This window comes from Defluviimonas sp. D31 (assembly GCF_033436765.1).
GTDB lineage: Bacteria > Pseudomonadota > Alphaproteobacteria > Rhodobacterales > Rhodobacteraceae > Albidovulum.
On the sequence record NZ_JAWQFN010000004.1, the window covers coordinates 169,000 to 190,665 of the forward strand.

17 protein-coding genes are annotated in these 21,666 nt (G+C 67.5%); 14 read left to right on the forward strand and 3 right to left on the reverse strand.

Going from position 1 to position 21,666, the window contains the following annotated elements:
- Positions 1–161: 161 nt before the first annotated feature.
- The 7 genes from xdhA (at position 162) to R5H32_RS09310 (ending at position 9,511) form a co-directional block, all read left to right on the forward strand.
- Positions 162–1,526, forward strand: a complete 1,365-nt coding sequence (gene xdhA / locus R5H32_RS09280) for a xanthine dehydrogenase small subunit (protein ID WP_318338404.1) — start codon at positions 162–164, stop codon at positions 1,524–1,526.
- A complete protein-coding gene (gene xdhB, locus R5H32_RS09285; protein WP_318338405.1) occupies positions 1,523–3,838 on the forward strand; it encodes a xanthine dehydrogenase molybdopterin binding subunit in 2,316 nt (771 codons plus the stop codon). The genes xdhA and xdhB overlap by 4 nt, the downstream gene beginning before the upstream one ends.
- Entirely contained in the window at positions 3,835–4,785 is a 951-nt protein-coding gene (gene xdhC / locus R5H32_RS09290; protein ID WP_318338406.1) for a xanthine dehydrogenase accessory protein XdhC, read from the forward strand. The genes xdhB and xdhC overlap by 4 nt, the downstream gene beginning before the upstream one ends.
- A 62-nt stretch (positions 4,786–4,847) precedes the next feature.
- Complete coding sequence (locus R5H32_RS09295) at positions 4,848–6,383, forward strand: ABC transporter ATP-binding protein (RefSeq protein ID WP_318338651.1); 1,536 nt, start codon at positions 4,848–4,850, stop codon at positions 6,381–6,383.
- Positions 6,370–7,446 (forward strand): ABC transporter permease, encoded by a 1,077-nt coding sequence (locus R5H32_RS09300; RefSeq protein WP_318338407.1) that lies wholly within the window; start codon positions 6,370–6,372, stop codon positions 7,444–7,446. The genes R5H32_RS09295 and R5H32_RS09300 overlap by 14 nt, the downstream gene beginning before the upstream one ends.
- Complete coding sequence (locus R5H32_RS09305; RefSeq protein WP_318338408.1) at positions 7,446–8,378, forward strand: ABC transporter permease; 933 nt, start codon at positions 7,446–7,448, stop codon at positions 8,376–8,378. The genes R5H32_RS09300 and R5H32_RS09305 overlap by 1 nt, the downstream gene beginning before the upstream one ends.
- A 47-nt stretch (positions 8,379–8,425) precedes the next feature.
- The gene (locus R5H32_RS09310; RefSeq protein ID WP_318338409.1) at positions 8,426–9,511 is read left to right on the forward strand and encodes a BMP family ABC transporter substrate-binding protein; all 1,086 of its coding nucleotides are present in this window, start codon (positions 8,426–8,428) and stop codon (positions 9,509–9,511) included.
- A gap of 76 nt (positions 9,512–9,587) precedes the next feature.
- Here the strand turns inward: R5H32_RS09310 and msrA are convergent, their stop codons facing one another.
- The 3 genes from msrA to R5H32_RS09325 all read right to left on the reverse strand — a co-directional run bounded on the left by msrA (position 9,588) and on the right by R5H32_RS09325 (position 11,507).
- Positions 9,588–10,094 (reverse strand): peptide-methionine (S)-S-oxide reductase MsrA, encoded by a 507-nt coding sequence (gene msrA, locus R5H32_RS09315; protein ID WP_318338410.1) that lies wholly within the window; start codon positions 10,092–10,094, stop codon positions 9,588–9,590.
- Positions 10,091–10,537, reverse strand: a complete 447-nt coding sequence (gene msrB / locus R5H32_RS09320) for a peptide-methionine (R)-S-oxide reductase MsrB (RefSeq protein ID WP_318338411.1) — start codon at positions 10,535–10,537, stop codon at positions 10,091–10,093. Before msrB ends, msrA begins: the two co-directional genes overlap by 4 nt.
- Before the next feature lie 97 nt (positions 10,538–10,634).
- Entirely contained in the window at positions 10,635–11,507 is an 873-nt protein-coding gene (locus R5H32_RS09325; protein WP_318338412.1) for a LysR substrate-binding domain-containing protein, read from the reverse strand.
- 214 nt (positions 11,508–11,721) lie between these two features.
- On the opposite strand from R5H32_RS09325, the gene R5H32_RS09330 reads away from it, so the two are divergent.
- The 7 genes from R5H32_RS09330 (at position 11,722) to R5H32_RS09360 (ending at position 21,639) form a co-directional block, all read left to right on the forward strand.
- Positions 11,722–12,909: a 2-aminoethylphosphonate--pyruvate transaminase gene (locus R5H32_RS09330; protein ID WP_318338413.1), complete on the forward strand. Its 1,188-nt coding sequence runs from the start codon at positions 11,722–11,724 to the stop codon at positions 12,907–12,909.
- Between the two features lie 32 nt (positions 12,910–12,941).
- Complete coding sequence (gene phnA, locus R5H32_RS09335; protein WP_318338414.1) at positions 12,942–14,192, forward strand: phosphonoacetate hydrolase; 1,251 nt, start codon at positions 12,942–12,944, stop codon at positions 14,190–14,192.
- A 17-nt stretch (positions 14,193–14,209) separates the two neighbouring features.
- Entirely contained in the window at positions 14,210–15,655 is a 1,446-nt protein-coding gene (gene phnY, locus R5H32_RS09340) for a phosphonoacetaldehyde dehydrogenase (protein WP_318338415.1), read from the forward strand.
- Between the two features lie 61 nt (positions 15,656–15,716).
- Positions 15,717–17,066, forward strand: a complete 1,350-nt coding sequence (locus R5H32_RS09345; RefSeq protein WP_318338416.1) for an aspartate aminotransferase family protein — start codon at positions 15,717–15,719, stop codon at positions 17,064–17,066.
- Positions 17,067–17,379: 313 nt separating this feature from the next.
- On the forward strand, positions 17,380–18,402 hold the full coding sequence (locus tag R5H32_RS09350) for a putative 2-aminoethylphosphonate ABC transporter substrate-binding protein (protein ID WP_318338417.1): 1,023 nt from the start codon (positions 17,380–17,382) through the stop codon (positions 18,400–18,402).
- Between the two features lie 85 nt (positions 18,403–18,487).
- Positions 18,488–19,624, forward strand: coding sequence for a putative 2-aminoethylphosphonate ABC transporter ATP-binding protein (locus R5H32_RS09355; protein WP_318338418.1), 1,137 nt, complete (start codon positions 18,488–18,490; stop codon positions 19,622–19,624).
- Positions 19,625–19,626: 2 nt separating this feature from the next.
- A complete protein-coding gene (locus R5H32_RS09360) occupies positions 19,627–21,639 on the forward strand; it encodes a putative 2-aminoethylphosphonate ABC transporter permease subunit (RefSeq protein WP_318338419.1) in 2,013 nt (670 codons plus the stop codon).
- Positions 21,640–21,666: the final 27 nt, after the last annotated feature.

The window sequence follows — 21,666 nt, forward strand, 5'->3', positions numbered from 1 at the left end:
CCGAGAAGCTGCTTAACGGTTTTTCCGTTAAGTAGTGCTTGCCTTGCGGCCGGGTTCGGCGCTTCATTGAAAGCGGGAGACGGGGCGCGCACATCCGCTTTACGCCGCATCGGGCGGAGGCGCAACTAGCCCGGGAGAGGAGAAGGCGGCGGGTTCATTCGATGACCGACATCGCGTTTCTGTTGAACGGAACGCCTGTCACCGTAACCGGCGAGCGTCCGACCCGGACGCTTCTGGACTGGTTGCGCGAGCGGCAGGGGCTGACCGGCACCAAGGAAGGTTGCAACGAGGGCGATTGCGGTGCCTGCACCGTGATGGTCACCGACGATCAGGGGTGCCGGGCGCTCAATGCATGCATCCTCTTCCTGCCGCAGCTTCACGGCCGCGCGGTGCGCACGGTCGAGGGGCTGACCGGCCCGAAGGGCGAGCTGCACCCGGCGCAGGAAGCGATGGTCGCGCATCATGGCAGCCAGTGCGGTTTCTGCACGCCGGGTTTCGTGATGTCGATGGCGGTGGCGCAAAAGAACGGCGCGACCGACCACGACGACCAGCTTGCGGGCAATCTCTGCCGCTGCACCGGCTACGCGCCGATCATCCGCGCCGCCGAGGCCGCCGCGACCGCGCCGGTGCCGGGATGGGTCGACGACAGGCCCGCCCGGCCCGATGGCGCGGCGCCCCATGCGCCGGGATCGGCGGACGAGCTGGCCGAGTGGTACGAAGCCCATCCCGACGCGGTGCTCGTCGCCGGGGCGACCGATGTCGGGCTCTGGGTCACGAAGCAGTTGCGCGAGCTACCGGAGGTCGCGTTCCTCCATGCCTGCGCCGATCTGCAGCGGATCGAGAAGGTCGCCGGCGGCTGGCGCGTCGGCGCGGGAGTCACGATCGCGGGCCTGCGGCGCGCGATGGAAGATCCGCATCCGGCCTTCGCCGAGCTGCTGCGCCGCTTCGCCTCCGAACAGGTGCGCGGCGCCGCGACGATCGGCGGCAATATCGCCAACGGTTCGCCCATCGGCGACGCGCCGCCGGCGCTGATCGCGATGGGGGCGCGGCTGCATCTGAGGAAGGGCGCGGCGCGACGCGAGATCGCGCTGGAGGATTTCTTCCTCGACTATGGCAAGCAGGACCGGGCGAAGGGCGAGTTCGTCGAGGCGGTGACGATCCCCGAGGCGGTGCCGGGCCTTGCCTGCTACAAGCTCTCGAAACGGTTCGACCAGGATATCTCCGCGGTCTGCGGCTGCTTCAACGTGACCCTGAAAGGCTCGAAAATCGAAAGCGCGCGGATCGCCTTTGGCGGCATGGCGGGGATCCCGAAACGCGCCTCGGCGGTCGAGGCCGCGCTGGTGGGTCGCGACTGGACGCTCGCCACGGTCGAGGCGGCGCTGCCCGCCTTCGCGCAGGATTTCACGCCGCTCACCGACATGCGCGCCTCGGCCGGCTACCGGCTGGAAGCGGCCGGGAACATGGCCCTGCGCTATTTCCACGAGCGCGCCGGCGCGCCGGTCTCGGTTCTGGAGGTGACCCCATGAGCGTTGCCAAGCCTGTCACCCACGATTCCGGCCGGCTGCATGTCAGCGGCACGGCGCGCTATATCGACGACGTGCCGCTGCCGGCGAACGCGGCGCATCTGGCCTTCGGCCTTTCCACCGTGGCGCATGGCGAGATCGTTTCGATGGATCTCTCGGAGGTCCGCGCGGCGCCCGGCGTGATCGCGGTCTGGACCGCCGAGGACCTGCCCTTTGCCAACGACGTCTCGCCCTCGATCCATGACGAGCCGCTTCTTGCGATCGGGACGGTGCATTACGTCGGCCAGCCCGTCTTCCTCGTCATCGCGGAAAGCCATCTGGCCGCCCGCAAGGCGGCGCGGAAGGGGAAGATCGAATACAGGGAGCTGCCCGCGCTCCTGACCGTCGACGACGCGATGGCGGCGGGGAGCCGCTTCGAGGGCGGGCCGGTGATCTGGACCAAGGGCGATGCCGCGGCGGCGATCGCGGGCGCGCCCCATGTGATCGAGGGCCGGTTCGAGATGGGCGGGCAGGAGCATTTCTACCTCGAGGGCCAGGCGGCGCTGGCGCTGCCGGCAGAGGGCGGCGTGACCGTCCAGTCCTCGACCCAGCATCCGACCGAGATCCAGCACAAGGTCGCCGAGGCGATCGGCCTTCCGATGAACGCGGTCCGGGTCGAGATCCGCCGCATGGGCGGCGGCTTCGGCGGCAAGGAGAGCCAGGGCAACGCGCTCGCGGTGTCCTGCGCGCTGGTGGCGCATATGCTCGGGCGGCCGGCGAAGATGCGCTATGACCGCGACGACGACATGGTGATCACCGGCAAGCGCCACGATTTCCGCATCGAGTACCGCGCCGGCGTCGATGGCGACGGGCGGATCCTCGGGATCGAATTCCGGCAGCTTGCGCGCTGCGGCTGGGCGCAGGACCTGAGCCTGCCGGTCGCGGACCGGGCGATGCTGCATTCGGACAATGCCTACAACCTCGAGCATGTGCGGATCGAGAGCCATCGGCTGAAGACCAACACCCAGTCGGCGACCGCCTATCGCGGCTTCGGCGGACCCCAGGGGATGCTCGCGATCGAGCGGGTGATGGATCATGTGGCGCATCGGCTCGGGCGGGATCCGCTCGAGGTCAGGACGCGGAATTTCTATGCCGAGATGCCGGATGCCTCCGGCGGGGGTATTTCGGCAATGAAGAAGCAGACGACGCCCTATCACATGGAGGTCGAGGATTTCATCCTGAACGGGCTGGTGGCCGAGCTGGAGGCGTCGAGCGGGTTCGCCGCGCGGAAGGCGGCGGTGGCGGCGTGGAACGCGGCGAACCCGATCCTGAAGAAGGGGATCGCGCTGACGCCGGTGAAGTTCGGGATCTCGTTCACGCTCACGCATCTCAACCAGGCGGGCGCGCTGGTGCATGTCTATTCGGACGGGTCGATCCATCTCAATCACGGCGGCACCGAGATGGGCCAGGGACTGTTTCGCAAGGTGAGCCAGGTGGCGGCCTCGGCCTTCGGGGTCGACGTGGCGGCGATCGCGATCACCGCGACCGATACCGCGAAGGTGCCGAACACCTCGGCGACGGCGGCCTCCTCGGGGTCGGACCTCAACGGCATGGCGGTGAAGGCGGCCTGCGACACGATCCGGGAGCGGATGGCGGAGTACCTGGCCCGCGAGCACCAGACGGTGCCGGCGAAGGTGCGGTTCGAGGGCGGCAAGGTCGTGGTCGGCGGCGACGAGATGACATTCGCCGAGGCGGCGTCGCGCTGCTACATGGGGCGGGTGAGCCTCTCGTCCACGGGCTTCTACGCCACCCCGAAGATCACCTGGGACAGGAAGGCCGGGCGCGGCCGGCCGTTCTACTACTTCGCCTATGGCGCGGCGGTCTCGGAAGTCGTGATCGACACGCTGACGGGCGAGAACCGGATCCTCCGCGCGGATATCCTGCATGACTGCGGCGCCAGCCTAAATCCGGCGATCGACAGGGGCCAGATCGAGGGCGGCTATGTGCAGGGCGCGGGCTGGCTGACGACCGAGGAGCTGGTCTGGAACGACAAGGGGCGGCTGATGACGCATGCGCCCTCGACCTACAAGATCCCGGCCTGTTCCGACCGGCCCCGGGTCTTCAACGTCGATCTCTGGGACGGGCAGAACCGCGAGGACACGATCTACCGGTCGAAGGCGGTAGGCGAGCCGCCCTTCATGCACGGGATCTCGGTCTTCTCGGCCTTGGCCGATGCCTGCGCCGCCTGCGGGCCGAACTGGCCCGACCTGCAGGCGCCGGCGACGGCGGAGGCGGTGCTCGCGGCGGTGAAGCGGGCGCGGGGGACCGGGGCATGAGCGTCGATCTCCAGGCGCTGGCGCGCAGGGTCGCGGCGCATGGCGCGGTGATCCGGGTCGTCGTGGCCGAGGTCGCGGGCTCGGCCCCGCGCGAGGCGGGCGCGGCGATGCTGGTCTGGGCCGGCGGCCAGGAGGGCACGATCGGCGGCGGAGCGCTCGAATACGAGGCGGCGGCGCGGGCGCGGGCGATGCTCGCGGGCGGGACCGGCGACCGGGTCGACCGGATGCCGCTCGGGCCCCGGCTCAACCAGTGCTGCGGCGGGGCGGTCACGCTCCTGTCGGAGCTCTGGGACGCTGCGCGGCTGCGCGAGGCGGAGGGCGCGGCGGTGATCGCGCGGCCCTTGCCGGGAACCGAAGGCGAGGCGCCGCTCGCGGTGCGGCGCATCCTCAACCGGGCGCGCGGCGAAGGGTTCCGGCCGGTGGCGCGGATCCTTCACGGCTGGATGGTGGAGCCGGTGGCGATGGCGGAGCGCGAGATCTGGATCTGGGGCGCGGGCCATGTCGGGCGCGCGCTGGTGGCGGTGCTCGGGCCCCTGCCCGGCCTCCGGCTGACCTGGGTCGATACCGATGCGGCGCGGTTTCCGAACCTGCCGGAGGGCGTGGTGCAGCGGGTGGCCGCGAATCCCGCCGATCTGGTGGCGGAGGCGCCGGGGCATGCGGAGCACCTGGTGCTGACCTTCAGCCACGCCATCGACCTCGAGCTTTGCCACCGGCTGCTCGGCCACGGCTTCCGGCGGCTCGGGCTGATCGGATCGGCTACGAAATGGGCGCGGTTCCGGAGCCGGCTGAAGGCTCTGGGTCACGGCGAGGAGCAGATCGGGCGGATCCGATGTCCGATCGGCGATCCGTCACTCGGCAAGCATCCGCAGGCGATCGCCGTGGGCGTCGCGGCCGAGCTGATCCGGGACCGGGCCGCAGGCCGCACGAGGGAGGAGCGGACGGGATGACCGGAAAGACGCTTCAGGAACAGGAAACCGGGCGCGGGGCGCCCCGGGAGGGAAGACGCGAGATGACAAGGGACGTGCTTTTGACGATCGAGGGGCTGTCGAAGTCCTATCCGGGCGTGAAGGCCAATGACGACGTCTCGTTCCAGATCGGCGAGGGCGAGGTCCACGCGCTTTTGGGCGAGAACGGCGCGGGCAAGTCGACGCTGGTGAAGATGATCTACGGGCTGGTGAAGCCCGACGAGGGACGGATGACGTTCCGGCGCGAGGAATACACGCCCTCCGAGCCGCGCGAGGCGCGGGGCCTCGGCGTCGCGATGGTGTTCCAGCATTTCAGCCTCTTCGACGCGCTGAACGTCGCCGAGAACGTGGCGCTCGGCATGGACAACCCGCCGCCGATGCGCGAGCTCGCCGGGCGGATCCGCGAGGTCTCGGAAGGCTACGGCCTGCCCCTCGACCCCGAGCGGCTGGTGGGCGATCTCTCGGCCGGGGAGCGCCAGCGGGTGGAGATCATCCGCTGCCTGCTGCAGGATCCGAAGCTTCTGATCATGGACGAGCCGACGAGCGTTCTCACCCCGCAGGAGGTCAACATCCTCTTCGGCACGCTCAGGCAGCTCGCGGCGGAGGGGACCTCGATCCTCTACATCAGCCACAAGCTGGAAGAGATCAAGGCACTCTGCGACGAGGCGACGATCCTCAGGCGCGGCAAGGTCGTGGGCACCTGCACGCCGAAGGACAGCACCGCGCGCGAGATGGCCGAGATGATGGTCGGGGCGGAGCTGAACGCGCCCCAGCGGGCGCCGGTCAACCCCGGCCCGGTGGCTCTGCAGGTGCGCAACCTCTCGGTCCCGGCGCCGAGCGCCTTTGGCACCAGCCTGCGCGACATCGGCTTCGAGGTCCGGCAGGGCGAGGTCCTGGGCATCGGCGGCGTTGCCGGCAACGGTCAGGACGAGTTGCTTCTGGCGCTGTCGGGCGAGGTCAGGACGGCGCGCGACTGCGTGCAGATCCACGGTCTCGATGTCGGCGACCAGGGGCCGAACGAGCGGCGCAAGGCGGGGCTTTGCACCGCGCCGGAGGAGCGCCTCGGCCATGCGGCGGTGCCGGACCTGAGCCTGATGGAGAACGCGCTTCTTTCGGGTCAGGTCCGCAAGCAGCTGACGAAGAACGGCTTCATCGACTGGGCCGGCACCCGGCGCTTCGCCGAGGAAGTGGTCAAGACCTTCGACGTCCGGACCCCCGGCATCGGCACGGCGGCGCGCGCGCTCTCGGGCGGCAACCTGCAGAAATTCGTGCTCGGGCGCGAGATCATGCAGGAGCCGGAAGTGATCATCGTCAACCAGCCGACCTGGGGCGTCGATGCCGCGGCCGCGGCCTTCATCCGGCAGGCTTTGCTCAACCGGGCGGCCAAGGGCGCGGCGGTCGTGGTGATCAGCCAGGACATCGACGAGATCATGGAGATCGCCGACCGCTTCGCGGCGCTGAACGAGGGCCGCCTGTCGGCCCCGGTCCCGACGCAGGGACTGACCATCGACGAGATTGGCCTGATGCTCGGCGGAGCGCATGGCATGCATGAAGCGGAGGTGCACCATGTTCCGGCTTGAGAAACGCCCGACCCCTTCGACCTTCTGGTCCTGGGGCACGCCGGTCCTCGCCGTCATCCTGACGATGATCGCGGGTGGCATGCTCTTCGCCATGCTCGGCAAGGACCCGGTGCTCGCCATCAAGGCGATCTTCTGGGAGCCGTTGTTCGGGGCCAACGCGAGCTATTTCCGGCCGCAGCTTCTGGTGAAGGCGGGGCCGCTCATCCTGATCGCGATCGGCCTGAGCCTCGGTTTCCGGGCGGCGGTCTGGAACATCGGCGCGGAAGGCCAGTACATCATGGGCGCGCTCTGCGGCGGCTCGGTGGCGCTCGCGGCCTATCCGGCGGAAAGCTTCCTGCTGTTCCCGGCGATGATCATCGCCGGCGCGCTCGGCGGTTTCATCTGGGCGATGATCCCGGCGATCCTCAAGATCCGCTTCGGCACCAACGAGATCCTCGTCTCGCTGATGCTGGTCTATGTGGCCGAGAACATCCTCTCGGCCATGGCCTTCGGGCCCTTGAAGAACCCCGAGGGCTTCGGCTTTCCGGGCAGCCGCAACCTGCAGCAATACCCCTCGGCCTATAATGCCGACCTGATTGCCAATACCGGGCTGCACTGGGGCGTGGTCACAGCCTTCCTCGCGGTGATCGGGGCCTACATCCTTCTCAACCGCCATATCCTCGGCTTCCAGATCTCGGTCGCCGGGCAGGCGCCGCGGGCGGCGCGGTTCGCGGGCGTCAACCCGAGCACGCTGGTCGCGATCTGCCTCGGCATCTCGGGCGCGCTCGCGGGGCTCGCGGGGATCTTCGAGGTCGCCGGTCCGGGCGGGCAGATCACCGACAGCTTCAACGTCGGCTACGGCTTCACCGCGATCATCGTGGCCTTCCTCGGGCGGCTGCATCCGGTCGGCATCCTGCTCGCCGGGCTCCTGATGGCGCTGACCTATATCGGCGGCGAGATGGCGCAGCTTTCGCTGAGCCTGCCGCTGGCGGCGATCCAGGCCTTCCAGGGGATGCTGCTGTTCTTCCTGCTGGCGCTCGACCTTCTCACCAATTTCCGCATCCGCATCGGGGGGCTGATCTGATGACAATCGGCGGCATCGACATCGTTCTTCTCATCGCCTCGATGATGGTGGCGGCGACACCGATCCTGCTCGCAGCGACCGGAGAGATGGTGGCCGAGAAATCGGGTGTCCTGAACCTCGGGGTCGAGGGGATGATGATTATCGGAGCGATCACCGGTTTCGCCGCGGCGGTGGCGTCCGGCAGCCCGTTCGTGGGCTTCATGGCCGCGGCCGTGGGCGGCGCGGTGATGGCGCTTCTCTTCGCGCTCCTGACCCAGTACCTCCTGTCCAACCAGGTCGCGACGGGTCTGGCGCTGACGCTCTTCGGCCTCGGGCTTTCGGCGCTGATGGGTCAGGGCTACCAGGGCATCAAGCCGCCGCCGACGGCGAAGATCGACATGGGGCCGCTGTCGGACATTCCCGTGCTCGGTCCGATCCTCTTCAACCACGACTGGGTGGTCTATCTCTCGCTCCTCCTCGTCGGCGGCACCTGGGCCTTCCTGAAATACAGCCGCGCCGGGCTGATCCTGCGCGCGGTCGGCGAAAGCCATGACGCGGCCCATGCGCTCGGCTACCGGGTGATCCGGGTGCGGATCCTCGCGCTGATGTTCGGCGGCGCGCTCGCGGGCCTTGGCGGCGCCTACCTGAGCCTCGTGCGGGTCCCGCAATGGACCGAGGGCATGACCGCCGGCGCCGGCTGGATCGCGCTCGCCATCGTCGTCTTCGCCTCGTGGAAGGCGGAAAGGGTGCTGCTGGGCGCCTATCTCTTCGGCGGGGTCACGGTGCTGCAGCTCCGGCTTCAGGCGGCCGGAATCGCGATCCCGGTGCAGGTCTTGTCGATGGCGCCCTATCTGATAACGATCATCGTGCTTGTCATCATGTCGGCCCCGCGCGGGAGGGCGACGCTTGCCGCCCCCGCCGCGCTCGGCCGGGTGTTCCATGCCTCGCACTGAGGCGAAGCCAAACCGGGCCTCGAAGCCCATACACAGGGAGTAACGAAATGAAACGCAGACAGTTCCTTGCCACGTCGGCGCTTGCGGGCACGGCGCTCGGCCTCGGCCTTGCCGGTGCCGCCATGGCGCAGGAGCCGCTCAAGGTCGGCTTCATCTATGTCGGCGTGCCGGGCGACGGCGGCTGGACCTACCAGCACGACCAGGGCCGGCTCGCGGTCGAGGAGCATTTCGGCGACGCGGTGGAAACGACCTTCATCGAGAACGTGCCGGAAGGCGCCGATGCCGAGCGCGCGATCACCCAGCTCGCGCTTTCGGGCCACAAGCTGATCTTCACCACGTCCTTCGGCTACATGGATGCGACGCTGAACGTCGCGCAGAAGTTCCCCGACATCAAGTTCGAGCACGCGACCGGTTACAAGCAGGGCCCGAACGTCGCCACCTATGACGCGCGCTTCTACGAGGGCCGCGCGGTGATCGGCACGATCGCGGGGCGGATGAGCAAGACCGGCAAGATCGGCTACATCGCCTCGTTCCCGATCCCGGAAGTGATCCAGGGCATCAACTCGGCCTATATCCACGCCAAGAAGGTCAATCCCGACGCGCAGATGAAGGTGGTCTGGGTCTATACCTGGTTCGACCCTGCGAAGGAGGCCGACGCGACGGCGGCGCTTATCGCCGAGGGCGTCGACGTGCTGATGCAGCACACCGATTCCACCGCCGTGATGGCCAAGGCGCAGGAAGCCGGCGTCTATGCCTTCGGACAGGCCTCCGACATGACCGCCTATGCGCCGAAGCCGCGGATCTCGTCGATCATCGACAACTGGGCGCCCTACTACATCGAGCGCACCCAGGCGGTGATCGACGGCACCTGGGAGCCGGCGGCGAGCTGGAAGGGCATCGGCGACGGCGAGGTGGTGATCGGCGAGATCTCCGACGAGGTGCCGGCCGAGGTCAAGGAGGAGGCGCTGGCGCTGCGCGACAAGATCGGCGCTGGCGAATACCACCCGTTCAGCGGCCCCCTGAACAAGCAGGACGGCTCGGCCTGGCTCGCCGAGGGCGAGGTCGCCGACGACGCGACGCTGTCGGGGATGAACTTCTACGTCGAGGGGATCGAGGGCGAGATCCCGCAGTAACCGCGCTACGCACTCACGGAAGGCGCGAAGGCCCCGCCTCGGCGGGGCCTTCTTTCGTTCCGACAGGCGCCGCGGCTCACTCGGCGGCGGCGCGCTTCGGCAGTACCCAGTCGGGGCGCGGGAAGTGGCAGGTATAGCCGCTCGGGAACCGCTGGAGGTAGTCCTGATGCTGCGCCTCGGCCTCCCAGAAGTCGCCGGCGGGCCGGACCTCGGTCACCACCGGCCCCGGCCAGAGGCCGGAGGCGTTCACATCCGCGATCGTTTCCTCGGCGATCCGCTTCTGGGCCTCGGACAGGTAATAGATGCCCGAGCGGTAGCTCGTGCCGAGATCGTTGCCCTGCCGGTTCGCCGTCGTCGGGTCGTGGATCTGGAAGAAGAACTCCAGAAGCCGGCGGTAGCCGATCCGCTCGGGGTCGAAGAGGATCTCGATCCCCTCGGCATGGGTGCCGTGGTCGCGGTAGGTCGCGTTCGGCACGTCGCCGCCGGTATAGCCCACACGGGTCGCGACGACGCCGGGCAGCCTGCGGATCAGGTCCTGCATCCCCCAGAAGCAGCCGCCGGCGAGTATGGCGCGTTCGGTCATCTCACGTCCTCCACCTGGTCGAGATAGTCACCGTAGCCCTCGGCCTCCATCTCGTCACGCGGGATGAATCGCAGGCTGGCCGAGTTGATGCAATAGCGCAGCCCGCCCCGGTCGTGCGGACCGTCGGGAAAGACATGGCCGAGATGGCTGTCGCCATGGGCCGAGCGCACCTCGGTGCGGATCATGCCGTGCGAGATGTCGCGCAGTTCATTGACGTTCGCCGGCACGATCGGCTTGGTGAAGCTCGGCCAGCCACAGCCGGAGTCGAACTTGTCGGACGAGGCGAAGAGCGGTTCGCCCGAAACGATGTCGACATAGATGCCCGGGTCCTTCGTGTCGGTGTAAGCGCCGGTGAAGGGGCGCTCGGTGCCGCTTTCCTGGGTGACGTGGTACTGTTCCGGCGTGAGGCGGGCGATCGCCTCGGGGGACTTGCGGTAGGCCATTGCGGTCCTCTCCTGTCGCTGCGGTCGTGCCGAATGTGGGATTCGGCGGGCGAATTGCCAATGGCTTGACGAAATCGTGTGCCTGCGCGGCCGTGTTTCAGGGCACCGCCGCCGCGCGGGCGATCTCGAAGAAGGCCCGGACAAGCTTGCCGCCGCTGCGTTCGCGCAGGCAGATCAGCGCCTCGTCCATGCCGATCGCCTCCGCACCCTTGAGGGGAATCCGCACCAGCCGCGCGTCCTCGCCGAACTCCGCCGCCGAGACGAAGCCGATGCCCGCGCCGGAGGCGACGATCTCGCGCACCGCCTCGCGGCCCTCGGCCTCGATCGCCGGCACAAGCGCGACGCCGGCCGCCGCCGCAGCCTCCTCGAGCTTCTTGCGGGTGCGCGAGCCCTGCTCGCGGAACACCAGCGGATTGCGCGCGAGATCTTCGAAGCTGAACGACGGAACTTGCGCAAGCGGGTGGTGGGTGGCGACGAAGGCCACGATCGGCGTCGAGATCAGCTGCAGATGCTCGAAGTCGCGGGTGCGCGGGATCTCTCCGATGACGCCGATATCGGCCTCGTAGTTGTAAAGGCTCTGGATGACGGTCTCGGTGTTGCCGGCGCGGACGTTGATCCTGACGCCCGGATAGCGTTCGCGGAACGGGCCGAGGATGTGCAGGAGGTGATGCGCGCTGTCGGCGACGATCTGCAGGGTGCCCGAGCGCAGGGCGCGGCTCTCGGACAGAAGCTCGAGCGCCTGCTGTTCCTGGTCGAAGAGCCGCCGGGTGATCTCGAGCAGGCGCTCGCCGGCCGGGGTCATGACGACCTGCTTCTTGTGCCGGTTGAAGAGCAGGACGTCGTATTCCTCCTCGAGCTTGCGGACCTGATCGGAAATCGCGGGCTGAGTGAGGCAGAGTTCGTCGGCCGCGCGCGAGAAGCCGCCGCAGATCGCCACATAGTGAAAGGCCCGAAGCTGGACGTAGCGCATGGGAGGGGCGGCCTTATCGGGAAGGGTTATGTTTTCGCGGAGGCTAACGACTGGAGTTATGGGTTGCAACGCCGTTGAATGCGCCGCGGCCGCAGGGCGGAGAACCAGAACGATAAGCAGGCACTATATTTCAATCTAAAATAGCGATTTTACATATGGACGCGCGCATGGAAAAAGCGTCGCGATAGCCCATGAGGTCCCGAAGGAGCCCCGCATGCCGCATCCGTCCGAGCCGCTGCCCGCCCCGAGGCTGGGCGAGCCCTATCTGCTGACGCCGGGGCCGTTGACGACGGCGTTTTCCACCAAGGAGGCGATGCTGAAGGACTGGGGGTCGTGGGACGCGGATTTCCGCGCCATGACGAAATCGGTCTGCGACCAGCTCGTGGCGCTTGCCGGGGATACGACGGGCGCGTTCGTCTGCGTGCCGATGCAGGGATCGGGCTCGTTCTCGGTCGAGGCGATGCTCGGCACCTTCGTGCCTCGGGACGGCAAGGCGCTGGTCCTGGCGAACGGCGCCTACGGGCTCCGCGCGGCGGAGACGATGCGCTGCCTCGGCCGCGAATACACGCTGATCGACAAGGGCGACTACATGCCGCCGAGGGGCGACGAGGTCGCGGCCGTGCTCGACGCCGATCCGGCGATCACCCATGTCGTGGCGATCCATTGCGAGACCTCGTCGGGGATCCTCAACCCGGTCGCGGAGATTTCCGAGGCGGTCTATTCGCGCGGCCGCAAGCTTCTCATCGACTCGATGTCGGCCTTCGGGGCGCTGCCCCTCGACGTGAACGAGATCCGCTACGAGGCGATGGTGTCCTCGGCCAACAAGTGCATCGAGGGCGTGCCGGGCTTCGGCTTCGTCATCGCGCGGCGGTCGGAGCTTGAGGCGGCGAAGGGCAACAGCCACTCGCTCAGCCTCGATGTCCATGCGCAGTGGGCCTACATGGAAAAGACCGGCCAGTGGCGCTTCACGCCGCCCACGCATGTCGTCGCGGCCTTTCTGGAGGCTTTACGGCTTCATGCAGCTGAAGGCGGCGTTGCCGGGCGCGGCGCGCGCTATGCGCGCAACCGAGACGTGATGGTCGAGGGGATGCGGGGCCTGGGCTTCGAGACGCTCCTGAAGGACCGCTGGCTCTCGCCGATCATCGTCACCTTCTTCTGCCCGGCCGATCCGGCCTTCGTCTTTTCCGACTTCTACGAGAAGATGAAACAGAAGGGTTTCATCATCTATCCCGGCAAGCTGACGGTCGTGGAGAGTTTCCGCGTGGGCTGCATCGGCCGGATGGACGAACATGTGATGCGGCGCGTTGTTCAGGCCGCGAAGGAGGCGCTCGCCGAGATGGGCGTCGCCTCCGCCGCGCCGCCCGAGGCGGCGATCGCCGAACGCGCCAAGCTCGCCGCCTGAGGCGGCACCGAAATATGACGGAAGGACTGGAAATGAACATGATCACCCGCGCGCCCGTGACGGCCAATGACCGCGTCTACCCCTGGCCGAAGGTACCCGCCGTGGCGATCTGCCTCGACGGCTGCGAGCCGGAATACCTCGACGTGGCCATCGCCGAGGGGCTGATGCCGACCCTGAAGCGGATGCGCGCGGAGGGCACTGACCGGCTGGCGCATTCGGTGATCCCCTCCTTCACCAACCCCAACAACCTCTCCATCGCCACCGGCCGGCCGCCGAGCGTCCACGGCATCTGCGGCAACTACCTCTACGACCCGGAGACCGGCGAGGAGGTGATGATGAACGACGTGCGGTTCCTGCGCGCGCCGACGGTGTTCTCGCGCTTCTACGAGGCCGGTGCGCGTGTCGCCGTCGTGACCGCCAAGGACAAGCTCCGCGCGCTTCTGGGGGCGGGGCTGAAGTTCGACGAGGACCGGGCGATCGCGTTTTCCTCGGAGAAGTCCGGCACGACCACGAAGGCCGAGCACGGCATCGACAATGCGAGCCAGTGGCTCGGGATGCCGGTGCCCGAGGTCTATTCGGCGGACCTGTCGGAGTTCGTCTTCGCCGCGGGCGTTAAGCTACTGAAGGAGTGGAAGCCGGACGTGATGTATCTCTCGACGACCGACTACATCCAGCACAAGTTCGCCCCCGACGAGAAGGGCGCGAAGGACTTCTACGCGATGTTCGACCGCTACCTCGGCGAGCTCGACGCGCTCGGTGCCGCTGTCGTTGTGACCGCCGACCACGGCATGAAGCCCAAGCACAACGCGGATGGAAGCCCCGCGGTGATCTACGTGCAGGATCTGATGGACGAGTGGCTGGGCAAGGACGCGGCGCGGGTGATCCTGCCGATCACCGATCCTTACGTCGTCCACCACGGCGCGCTCGGGTCGTTCGCGACCGCCTACCTGCCCGAAGGCGCCGACCGCGTCCGCATCATGGACCGGCTCGCCGCGAAGGAAGGCATCATCCTCGCCGTTACCCGCGAGGAGGCGGTGAGGCGCTTCGAGCTGCCCGCCGACCGGATCGGCGATATCGTGATGATCTCCGGCGAGAACATGACCATCGGCACCTCGGCGCATCGTCACGACCTTGCCGCGCTGAAGGAGCCGCTCAGGAGCCACGGCGGCTTGACCGAGCAGGAGGTGCCCTTCATCGTCAACCGCAAGGTGGACCTGCCGGGCGCGCCGGAGTTGCGCAATTTCGACGCCTTCTTCTATGCCACCACCGCGGCGGCGCTCTGACCATGAAGGACCGGACCATGGAGATTGAACTCCGCCACGAGAGCATGCGGATCGGCGGCGAGACCGTCTTCACCGACAGGGTGATCGAGGTCCGCTATCCCTATACTGACGAGGTCGTGGGGACGGTGCCTGCGGGAACCGCCGAACATGCCCGCAAGGCCTTCGAGATCGCGGCGAACTACCGTTCGAAACTGACGCGCTACGAGCGCAGCCAGATCCTGAAACGCACCGGCGAGATCATCGGCGAGCGGCGCGACTACCTCGCGAAGTGGCTGGTGCTGGAGCTCGGCATCTGCTGGCAGCACGCGGTCTACGAGACGAAGCGCGCGCAGGACGTCTATACCTTCGCCGCGGCGCAGGCCTTGCAGGATGACGGGCAGATCTTTTCCTGCGACCTCACGCACAACGGCAAGGACCGCAAGATCTACACCAAGCGCGAGCCGGTCCGGGCGATTTCCGCGATCACGCCCTTCAACCATCCCCTGAACATGGTCAGCCACAAGATCGCGCCGTCGATCGCCACCAACAACTGCATGGTGCTGAAGCCGACGGAGCTGACGCCGCTGACCGCGATCACGCTCGCGGACATCCTCTACGAGGCGGGGCTGCCGCCGGAGATGTTCCAGGTGGTGACCGGCCTGCCGGCCGATATCGGCGACGAGATGATCACCAACCCGAACATCGACATCATCACCTTCACCGGCGGCGTGCCCGTGGGCAAGATGATCGCGTCGAAGGCGGTCTACAAGCGCCAGGCGCTGGAGCTTGGGGGCAACGATCCGCTGATCGTGCTCAATGACCTCGACGATGCCGATCTGGAGAAGGCCGCGACGATCGCGGTGGCCGGGGCGACCGGCAATTCCGGCCAGCGCTGCACGGCGGTGAAGCGCATCCTCGTGCAGGAGAGCGTCGCCGACCGCTTCGTGCCGATGGTGCTGGAGAAGGCCAGGAAGATCCGGTTCGGCGACCCGATGGACCCGGCGACCGAGCTTGGCTGCGTGATCCATGCCGGGGCGGCGGAGCTTTTCGAGAAGCGCGTCTACATGGCGGCCGACCAGGGCGCCAAGGTGCTCTACGATCCCGGCCGCAAGGGTGCCCTGCTGCCGCCGATCGTGGTCGATCATGTGCCGCATGACAGCGAGCTCGTCATGGAGGAGACCTTCGGTCCGGTCATTCCGATCGTCCGGGTGCCGGACAATGACGAGGAGGTCATGCGGATCTCGAACGGCACCGAGTTCGGGCTTTCCTCCGGCGTCTGCACCAACGACTTCCGCCGCATGCAGGCCTATATCGAGGGGCTGAATGTAGGCACGGTGAACATCTGGGAACAGCCCGGCTACCGGATCGAGACCTCGCCCTTCGGCGGGATCAAGGATTCCGGCAACGGGGTGAAGGAAGGGGTGACGGAGGCGATGAAGTTCTTCACCAATGTGAAGACCTATTCGCTCCCCTGGCCACGGTGAGCCCGGCGGTGCCTGCGGGAGCCTCCGGCGGGGATATTTGGAAAAAGAAGAAAGGGATGGCGTGATTACCCATACCGAGGGCGAGTCCAATACGTCGGAGGCGCGCCGCGCATGGGCGGCGCGGCATCCCGATCCGGCGACACGGGGCTTGCTGGCGCGCGACGCGGGGGCTTTCCTGCACCAGTCGCTGTCCTCGCCCTGTGTGTCCACCATCGCCAGGGCGGAAGGCATCTGGATCGAGGACACCGCCGGGCGGCGCTATATGGATTTCCACGGCAACTCGGTGCATCACATCGGCTACGGCCATCCCCGCGTGGTGGCCGCGATCAAGGACCAGCTCGATGCCTTGAGCTTCTCGCCGCGGCGTTTCACCAACGAGGTGTCGGTGGAGCTGGCCGAGACCCTGGGCGCGCTGGCGCCGGGGGATCTTTCCAAGGTCCTGTTCACCACCGGGGGCTCGGACGCGAACGAGGTGGCGCTCCGGATCGCGCGGGCGGCGACCGGGCGGTTCAAGACCGTGAGCTTCTGGGACGCCTTCCACGGTGCGGGGTTCGGCGCCGCGAGCGTCGGCGGCGAGGCGACGTTCCGCTCCCATATCGCCGGGCCGCTGCTGCCCGGCGCGGAGCATGTCGCGCCCTTCAACTGCTACCGCTGCGCCTATGGCCATGCCGGGCCGGAGGCCTGCGGGCTGGCTTGCGCGAAGATGGTCGAGTTCGTGCTCGAGCGCGAGGGCGATGTCGCGGCCGTGATCGCGGAGCCGATGCGGGCGGTGCCGGTGGTGCCGCCGCCGGGCTTCTGGAAGGCGGTGCGCACGGCCTGTGACCGCGCGGGCGCGCTTCTGATCATGGACGAGATCCCGACCGGGCTTGGCAAGACGGGCCGGATGTTCGCCTTCGAGCATGACGGGGTGGTCCCGGACATCGTGACGCTGGGCAAGGCCCTGGGCGGCGGCATCCTGCCCATCGCCGCCGTGGTGGCGCGGGCCGATCTCGACGTCTGCGGGGACTTCGCCATCGGCCATTACACGCACGAGAAGAACCCGGTGACGGCGCGGGCGGCGCTCGAGACGCTCGCGGTGATCCGCGACGAAGGCCTCGTCGCGCGCGCCGCGGAGCTTGGGGCGCATGCGCTCGCGCGTCTGCGCGAGGCGGTCGGCGACGATCCCCGCGTCGGCGATATCCGTGGCCGCGGGCTGATGTTCGGCGTCGAGATCGTCGCCGACCGCGAGAGCCGCGCGCCCGCGCGGGAGGCGGCGGAGCGGATCTATTACCGCTGTCTGGAGGCGGGGCTCAGCTTCAAGATTTCCGCAGGTTGCGTGCTGACGCTGTCGCCGCCCTTGACCATCGCGCAGGCCGACCTCGACCGCGCCCTCGGCATCGTCGCGGACGCCATCCGCGCGGAAGCGCGGTAACCGCCTCATTCCGCCGGTTCGCGACCGGGCACGCGCCTTTCGCGCGCCTTCTGAGCACCTTTCGCACGGACGCCTGCATCATCGGCGCCGGTGATCAAGTCATAAGATAAATAGATTTTTCCTATCGACCCCCAGATCCCATACTCCCTGTGGATGATGGCTCGAAGGAGGATGCGTGTTATCCTGCTGTTACCGAACAGCAATCCTGCCGTTACCCGGCAGCCTTACTGAACGCAACTGCGGCACGGGCGGAACGCCCGCAGCGTGACCGGCAGACCTGCAGACCACGTCTGCGCCAAAACTGGGGAGTATCATGATCAAAGCGAAAACACTGGTTCCGGCCCTTGCCGCCGCGGCGATGCTGTCAGGCGCCGCCTATGCCGAGACCGAACTGACGGTCTACACCGCCGTCGAGGCCGAGGATCTCGCGCGCTACGCCGAGACCTTCAACCAGGACCATCCCGACATCAAGATCAACTGGGTGCGCGATTCCACCGGCGTCATCACCGCCAAGCTCCTGGCAGAAAAGAACAATCCGCAGGCCGACGTGGTCTGGGGCCTCGCCGCGACCTCGCTTCTGGTGCTCAAGACCGAAGGCATGCTGGAGCCCTATGCCCCGGCCGGGCTCGACGCGCTCGACCCGCGGTTCCGGGACGCCGACAATCCGCCCTCCTGGGTCGGCATGGACGCCTGGGTGGCCGCGATCTGCTTCAACACGGTCGAGGGCGAGAAGCTCGGCCTGACCGCGCCGACGAGCTGGGCCGATCTCACCAAGCCCGAATATGCCGGCCATGTCGTGATGCCGAATCCGGCCTCGTCGGGCACCGGCTTCCTCGACGTGTCGAGCTGGCTGCAGATGATGGGTGAGGAGAAGGGCTGGGAATACATGGACGCGCTGCACGCGAACATCGGCGCCTATACCCATTCCGGCTCCAAGCCCTGCAAGATGGCCGCCGCGGGTGAGACCGTGATCGGCGTCTCCTTCGCCTTCCGTGGCGCCAAGTCCAAGGCCGAAGGCGCGCCGATCGACATCATCGTGCCGAGCGAGGGCATCGGCTGGGACATGGAATCGACCGCCATCGTCGCCGGCACCGCGAATGCCGAAGCCGCGCAGACGCTGGTCGACTGGTCGATCACGCCGAAAGCGATGGAGATGTACAACGTCGGCTACGCGGTCGTCGCCATTCCGGGCATGGCCAAGCCGGTCGAGCACTTCCCCGAGGGCATCACCGAGGCGATGATCGACAACGACTTCGAGTGGGCGGCCAACAACCGCGCCGCGATCCTCGAGGAATGGACCAAGCGCTACGACACCAAGTCCGAGCCGAAGGGCTGAGCCTCGGCTCCGACCCTCTCCGGGCGCCGCGTCGGGTCGCGGCGCCCACCCCGAAAGTTCCGTCCGGATGGAAAAGATGGTTGCAATGACGAGACGCGGCGCCCTTCAGGCGTCCGCCGGGAATTTTGTCGCCGACGGATCGGCGCCGCCCTACCTGGAGATCGCCGACCTGTGGAAGAGCTTCGGCGATTTCGTGGCGCTGCGGGAGGTTACGCTCGACATCGCGCGGGGCGAGTTCGTCTGCTTTCTCGGCCCGTCGGGCTGCGGCAAGACCACGCTTCTGCGCGCGATCGCGGGGCTCGACCCGCAGACCCGTGGCACCATCCGGCAGGGCGGCGAAGACATCTCGGGCCTGCCGCCGTCGCAGCGCGACTTCGGCATCGTGTTCCAGTCCTACGCGCTCTTCCCGAACCTCACGGTGCGCCGCAACATCGCCTTCGGGCTTGAGAACACCGGCCGCAGCAAGCGCGAGATCGACGCCCGGGTCACGGAGCTTCTTGACCTCGTCGGCCTGCCCGAGCAGGCGTCGAAATATCCCGCGCAGCTTTCGGGCGGCCAGCAGCAGCGCGTCGCACTCGCCCGCGCCATCGCCATCGACCCGGGGCTTCTGTTGCTCGACGAGCCGCTTTCGGCGCTCGACGCCAAGGTGCGGGTGCATCTGCGCCACCAGATCAAGGAATTGCAGCGCAAGCTCGGCGTCACCACGATCATGGTGACGCATGACCAGGAAGAGGCGCTGTCGATGGCCGACCGCATCGTGGTGATCAACCGCGGCCGGATCGAGCAGGTCGGCACCCCGACCGAGATCTACCGTGAGCCTGCTTCGCTTTTCGTCGCGGATTTCATCGGCGAGACCAACAAGGTCGCCTCGACCTACCGGGCGGGCGCGGTCACGCTCGGCGACGCGGTGATCGCCACCAGCGAGACCCGCGTCGTCGACGGTGCAGCCGTCACGGTGGCGGTGCGGCCAGAGGACATCCTGCCCCACCGGGCCGAGGATGCCGGGAACGGCGCGGCCAACATGCTGCCGGTGACGATCGAGGACATGGAGTTCCTCGGCTCCTACTGGCGCACTCATCTGCGGAGCGACGCGCTCGGCGCGACGCCGCTCGTGGCAAACTTCTCGATGAACGCGGTGCGACGGCTGGATCTGAAGCCGGGCGCGGCGATGGCGGTCGAACTGCCCGCCGAGCGGGTCCTCGTCTTCGCGCGGGGGGCCTGAGCATGGCCGAGACCACCGCCGCGCTTCCGCCCGGCCGCCGGGTCCGGCTCCGCCTCGACCGGGACGGGATCATCAAGCGGCTCTTCATGGGGGTGATCGCGCTCTATCTCATCGCGGCGCTGGCACTTCCGCTCTATGCGATGCTGTCGAAGAGCTTCGTCACCTACGGCTTCGACCTCGCCCGATACGAGTTTCAGGTCAGCGACGAGACCGGCACCGTCTGGAGCGAGCCGGTCACCGCCGAGGCGCTGAACGCGGACCTGGGCGCGGTCCCGGCCGACGACCTGCGCTCCAGCTCAGATGGCCGGCTGTCGGCAACGGTGTTCTTTCCCGATTTCAGCTTCCGCAGCCCGGTCAAGTACCGGCTGCGCGGCACCACGGGCGACGCGCCCTGGCTGGTCGGGCTCGACCTGAAGAACACGACCGACTGGCAGGAATACGACAGCAACACCTTCCGGCGGATCAACCTGAGGCCGGTGAAGTCGGTCGGGGTGCAGAACTATGCCGAGTATTTCTCGAACCCGACGCTGTTCTCCTCGATCCAGAACTCGCTCTACATCGCGGTGATCAGCACGGTGCTGACCGTCGTCTTCGCCTTCGGCTTCGCCTATGCGATCAACCGCAGCTGCATGCCCTTCAAGGGCGCGTTCCGGATGATCGCGATGATGCCGATCCTCGTGCCGTCGCTCCTGCCGGGCATCGCGCTCATCTATCTCTTCGGCAACCAGGGGATGCTGAAGTCGCTCCTGATGGGGCAGTCGATTTACGGACCCCTGGGCATCGTCATCGGCTCGGTGTTCTTCACCTTCCCGCATGCGCTGATCATCATCTCGACGGCGCTCTCGATCGCCGACCAGCGCCAGTACGAGGCGGCGGAGTCCCTGCGGGCTTCGAAGTGGCGCACGTTCTGGACGGTCACCATCCCCGGCGCGCGCTACGGCCTGATCTCGGCGGCCTTCGTGACCTTCACGCTGGTGATCACCGACTTCGGCCTGCCGAAGGTGATCGGCGGCCAGTACAACGTGCTCGCCATCGACATCTACAAACAGGTCATCGGCCAGCAGAACTTCGAGATGGGCGCGGTGGTGTCGGTGATCCTCCTGATCCCGGCGGTGCTGGCCTTCCTCGTCGACCGGCAGGTGCAGAAGAAGCAGGTCTCGCTTCTTTCGGCCCGCTCGGTCCCCTACCAGCCGCGACCCGACCGCCGCTTCGAGGCGCTGTGCCTCGCCTGGTGCGGCGTGATGGCGGTGTTCATCGTCGGGATCATCGCGATCTGCCAGTATGCGGCGCTGATCCGGTTCTGGCCCTACGACCTCAGCCTCAGCCTCAAGAACTACGCCTTCGACCGGATGGATGGCGGCGGCTGGGCGGCCTACTGGAACTCGATCAAGCTGGCGCTGATGACGGCGGGGATCGGCACGGTCGTGATCTTCACCGGCGCCTACATGGTCGAGAAGATCGATGGCTTCAAGACCGGGCGCGGCCTCTTCCAGTTCCTCGCGATGCTGCCGATGGCGGTGCCGGGGATGGTGCTCGGGCTGGCCTATATCTTTTTCTTCAACAATCCGGCCAATCCGCTGCACTTCATCTACGGAACGATGATAATCCTCGTCATCTCGACCGTGACCCACTTCTACACCGTCGGCCACCTCACCGCGCTGACCGCGCTGAAGCAGATCGACGCGGAGTTCGAACCGGTCGCCTCGTCGCTGCGCCAGCCCTTCTACAAGCTCTTCGCGCGGGTCACGGTGCCGGTCTGCCTGCCTGCGATCCTCGACATCTCGATCTACCTCTTCGTCAACGCGATGACGACGGTCTCGGCGGTGGTGTTCATCTATTCGACCCATACCGCGCTCGCCTCGATCGCGGTCCTGAACATGGACGATGCGGGCGACATCGCGCCCGCGGCGGCGATGGGGATGATGATCTTCTACACCAATGCCGGGGCGCGGATCCTGCACGCGCTGGCCTCGCGGCGGATCCTCAACCGCACCCAGGCCTGGCGGTTGCGCTGAAGCGGGGCAGCTCGCGTCGCGCCGCTT

What these genes read in the sequence shown, in the direction of transcription:
- xdhA (WP_318338404.1), top strand. Translation starts at nt 162, where the DNA reads ATGACCGACATCGCGTTTCTGTTGAACGGAACGCCTGTCACCGTAACC.
- xdhB (WP_318338405.1), top strand. Translation starts at nt 1,523, where the DNA reads ATGAGCGTTGCCAAGCCTGTCACCCACGATTCCGGCCGGCTGCATGTC.
- xdhC (WP_318338406.1), top strand. Translation starts at nt 3,835, where the DNA reads ATGAGCGTCGATCTCCAGGCGCTGGCGCGCAGGGTCGCGGCGCATGGC.
- R5H32_RS09295 (WP_318338651.1), top strand. Translation starts at nt 4,848, where the DNA reads ATGACAAGGGACGTGCTTTTGACGATCGAGGGGCTGTCGAAGTCCTAT.
- R5H32_RS09300 (WP_318338407.1), top strand. Translation starts at nt 6,370, where the DNA reads ATGTTCCGGCTTGAGAAACGCCCGACCCCTTCGACCTTCTGGTCCTGG.
- R5H32_RS09305 (WP_318338408.1), top strand. Translation starts at nt 7,446, where the DNA reads ATGACAATCGGCGGCATCGACATCGTTCTTCTCATCGCCTCGATGATG.
- R5H32_RS09310 (WP_318338409.1), top strand. Translation starts at nt 8,426, where the DNA reads ATGAAACGCAGACAGTTCCTTGCCACGTCGGCGCTTGCGGGCACGGCG.
- msrA (WP_318338410.1), bottom strand. Translation starts at nt 10,094, where the DNA reads ATGACCGAACGCGCCATACTCGCCGGCGGCTGCTTCTGGGGGATGCAG.
- msrB (WP_318338411.1), bottom strand. Translation starts at nt 10,537, where the DNA reads ATGGCCTACCGCAAGTCCCCCGAGGCGATCGCCCGCCTCACGCCGGAA.
- R5H32_RS09325 (WP_318338412.1), bottom strand. Translation starts at nt 11,507, where the DNA reads ATGCGCTACGTCCAGCTTCGGGCCTTTCACTATGTGGCGATCTGCGGC.
- R5H32_RS09330 (WP_318338413.1), top strand. Translation starts at nt 11,722, where the DNA reads ATGCCGCATCCGTCCGAGCCGCTGCCCGCCCCGAGGCTGGGCGAGCCC.
- phnA (WP_318338414.1), top strand. Translation starts at nt 12,942, where the DNA reads ATGAACATGATCACCCGCGCGCCCGTGACGGCCAATGACCGCGTCTAC.
- phnY (WP_318338415.1), top strand. Translation starts at nt 14,210, where the DNA reads ATGGAGATTGAACTCCGCCACGAGAGCATGCGGATCGGCGGCGAGACC.
- R5H32_RS09350 (WP_318338417.1), top strand. Translation starts at nt 17,380, where the DNA reads ATGATCAAAGCGAAAACACTGGTTCCGGCCCTTGCCGCCGCGGCGATG.
- R5H32_RS09355 (WP_318338418.1), top strand. Translation starts at nt 18,488, where the DNA reads ATGACGAGACGCGGCGCCCTTCAGGCGTCCGCCGGGAATTTTGTCGCC.
- R5H32_RS09360 (WP_318338419.1), top strand. Translation starts at nt 19,627, where the DNA reads ATGGCCGAGACCACCGCCGCGCTTCCGCCCGGCCGCCGGGTCCGGCTC.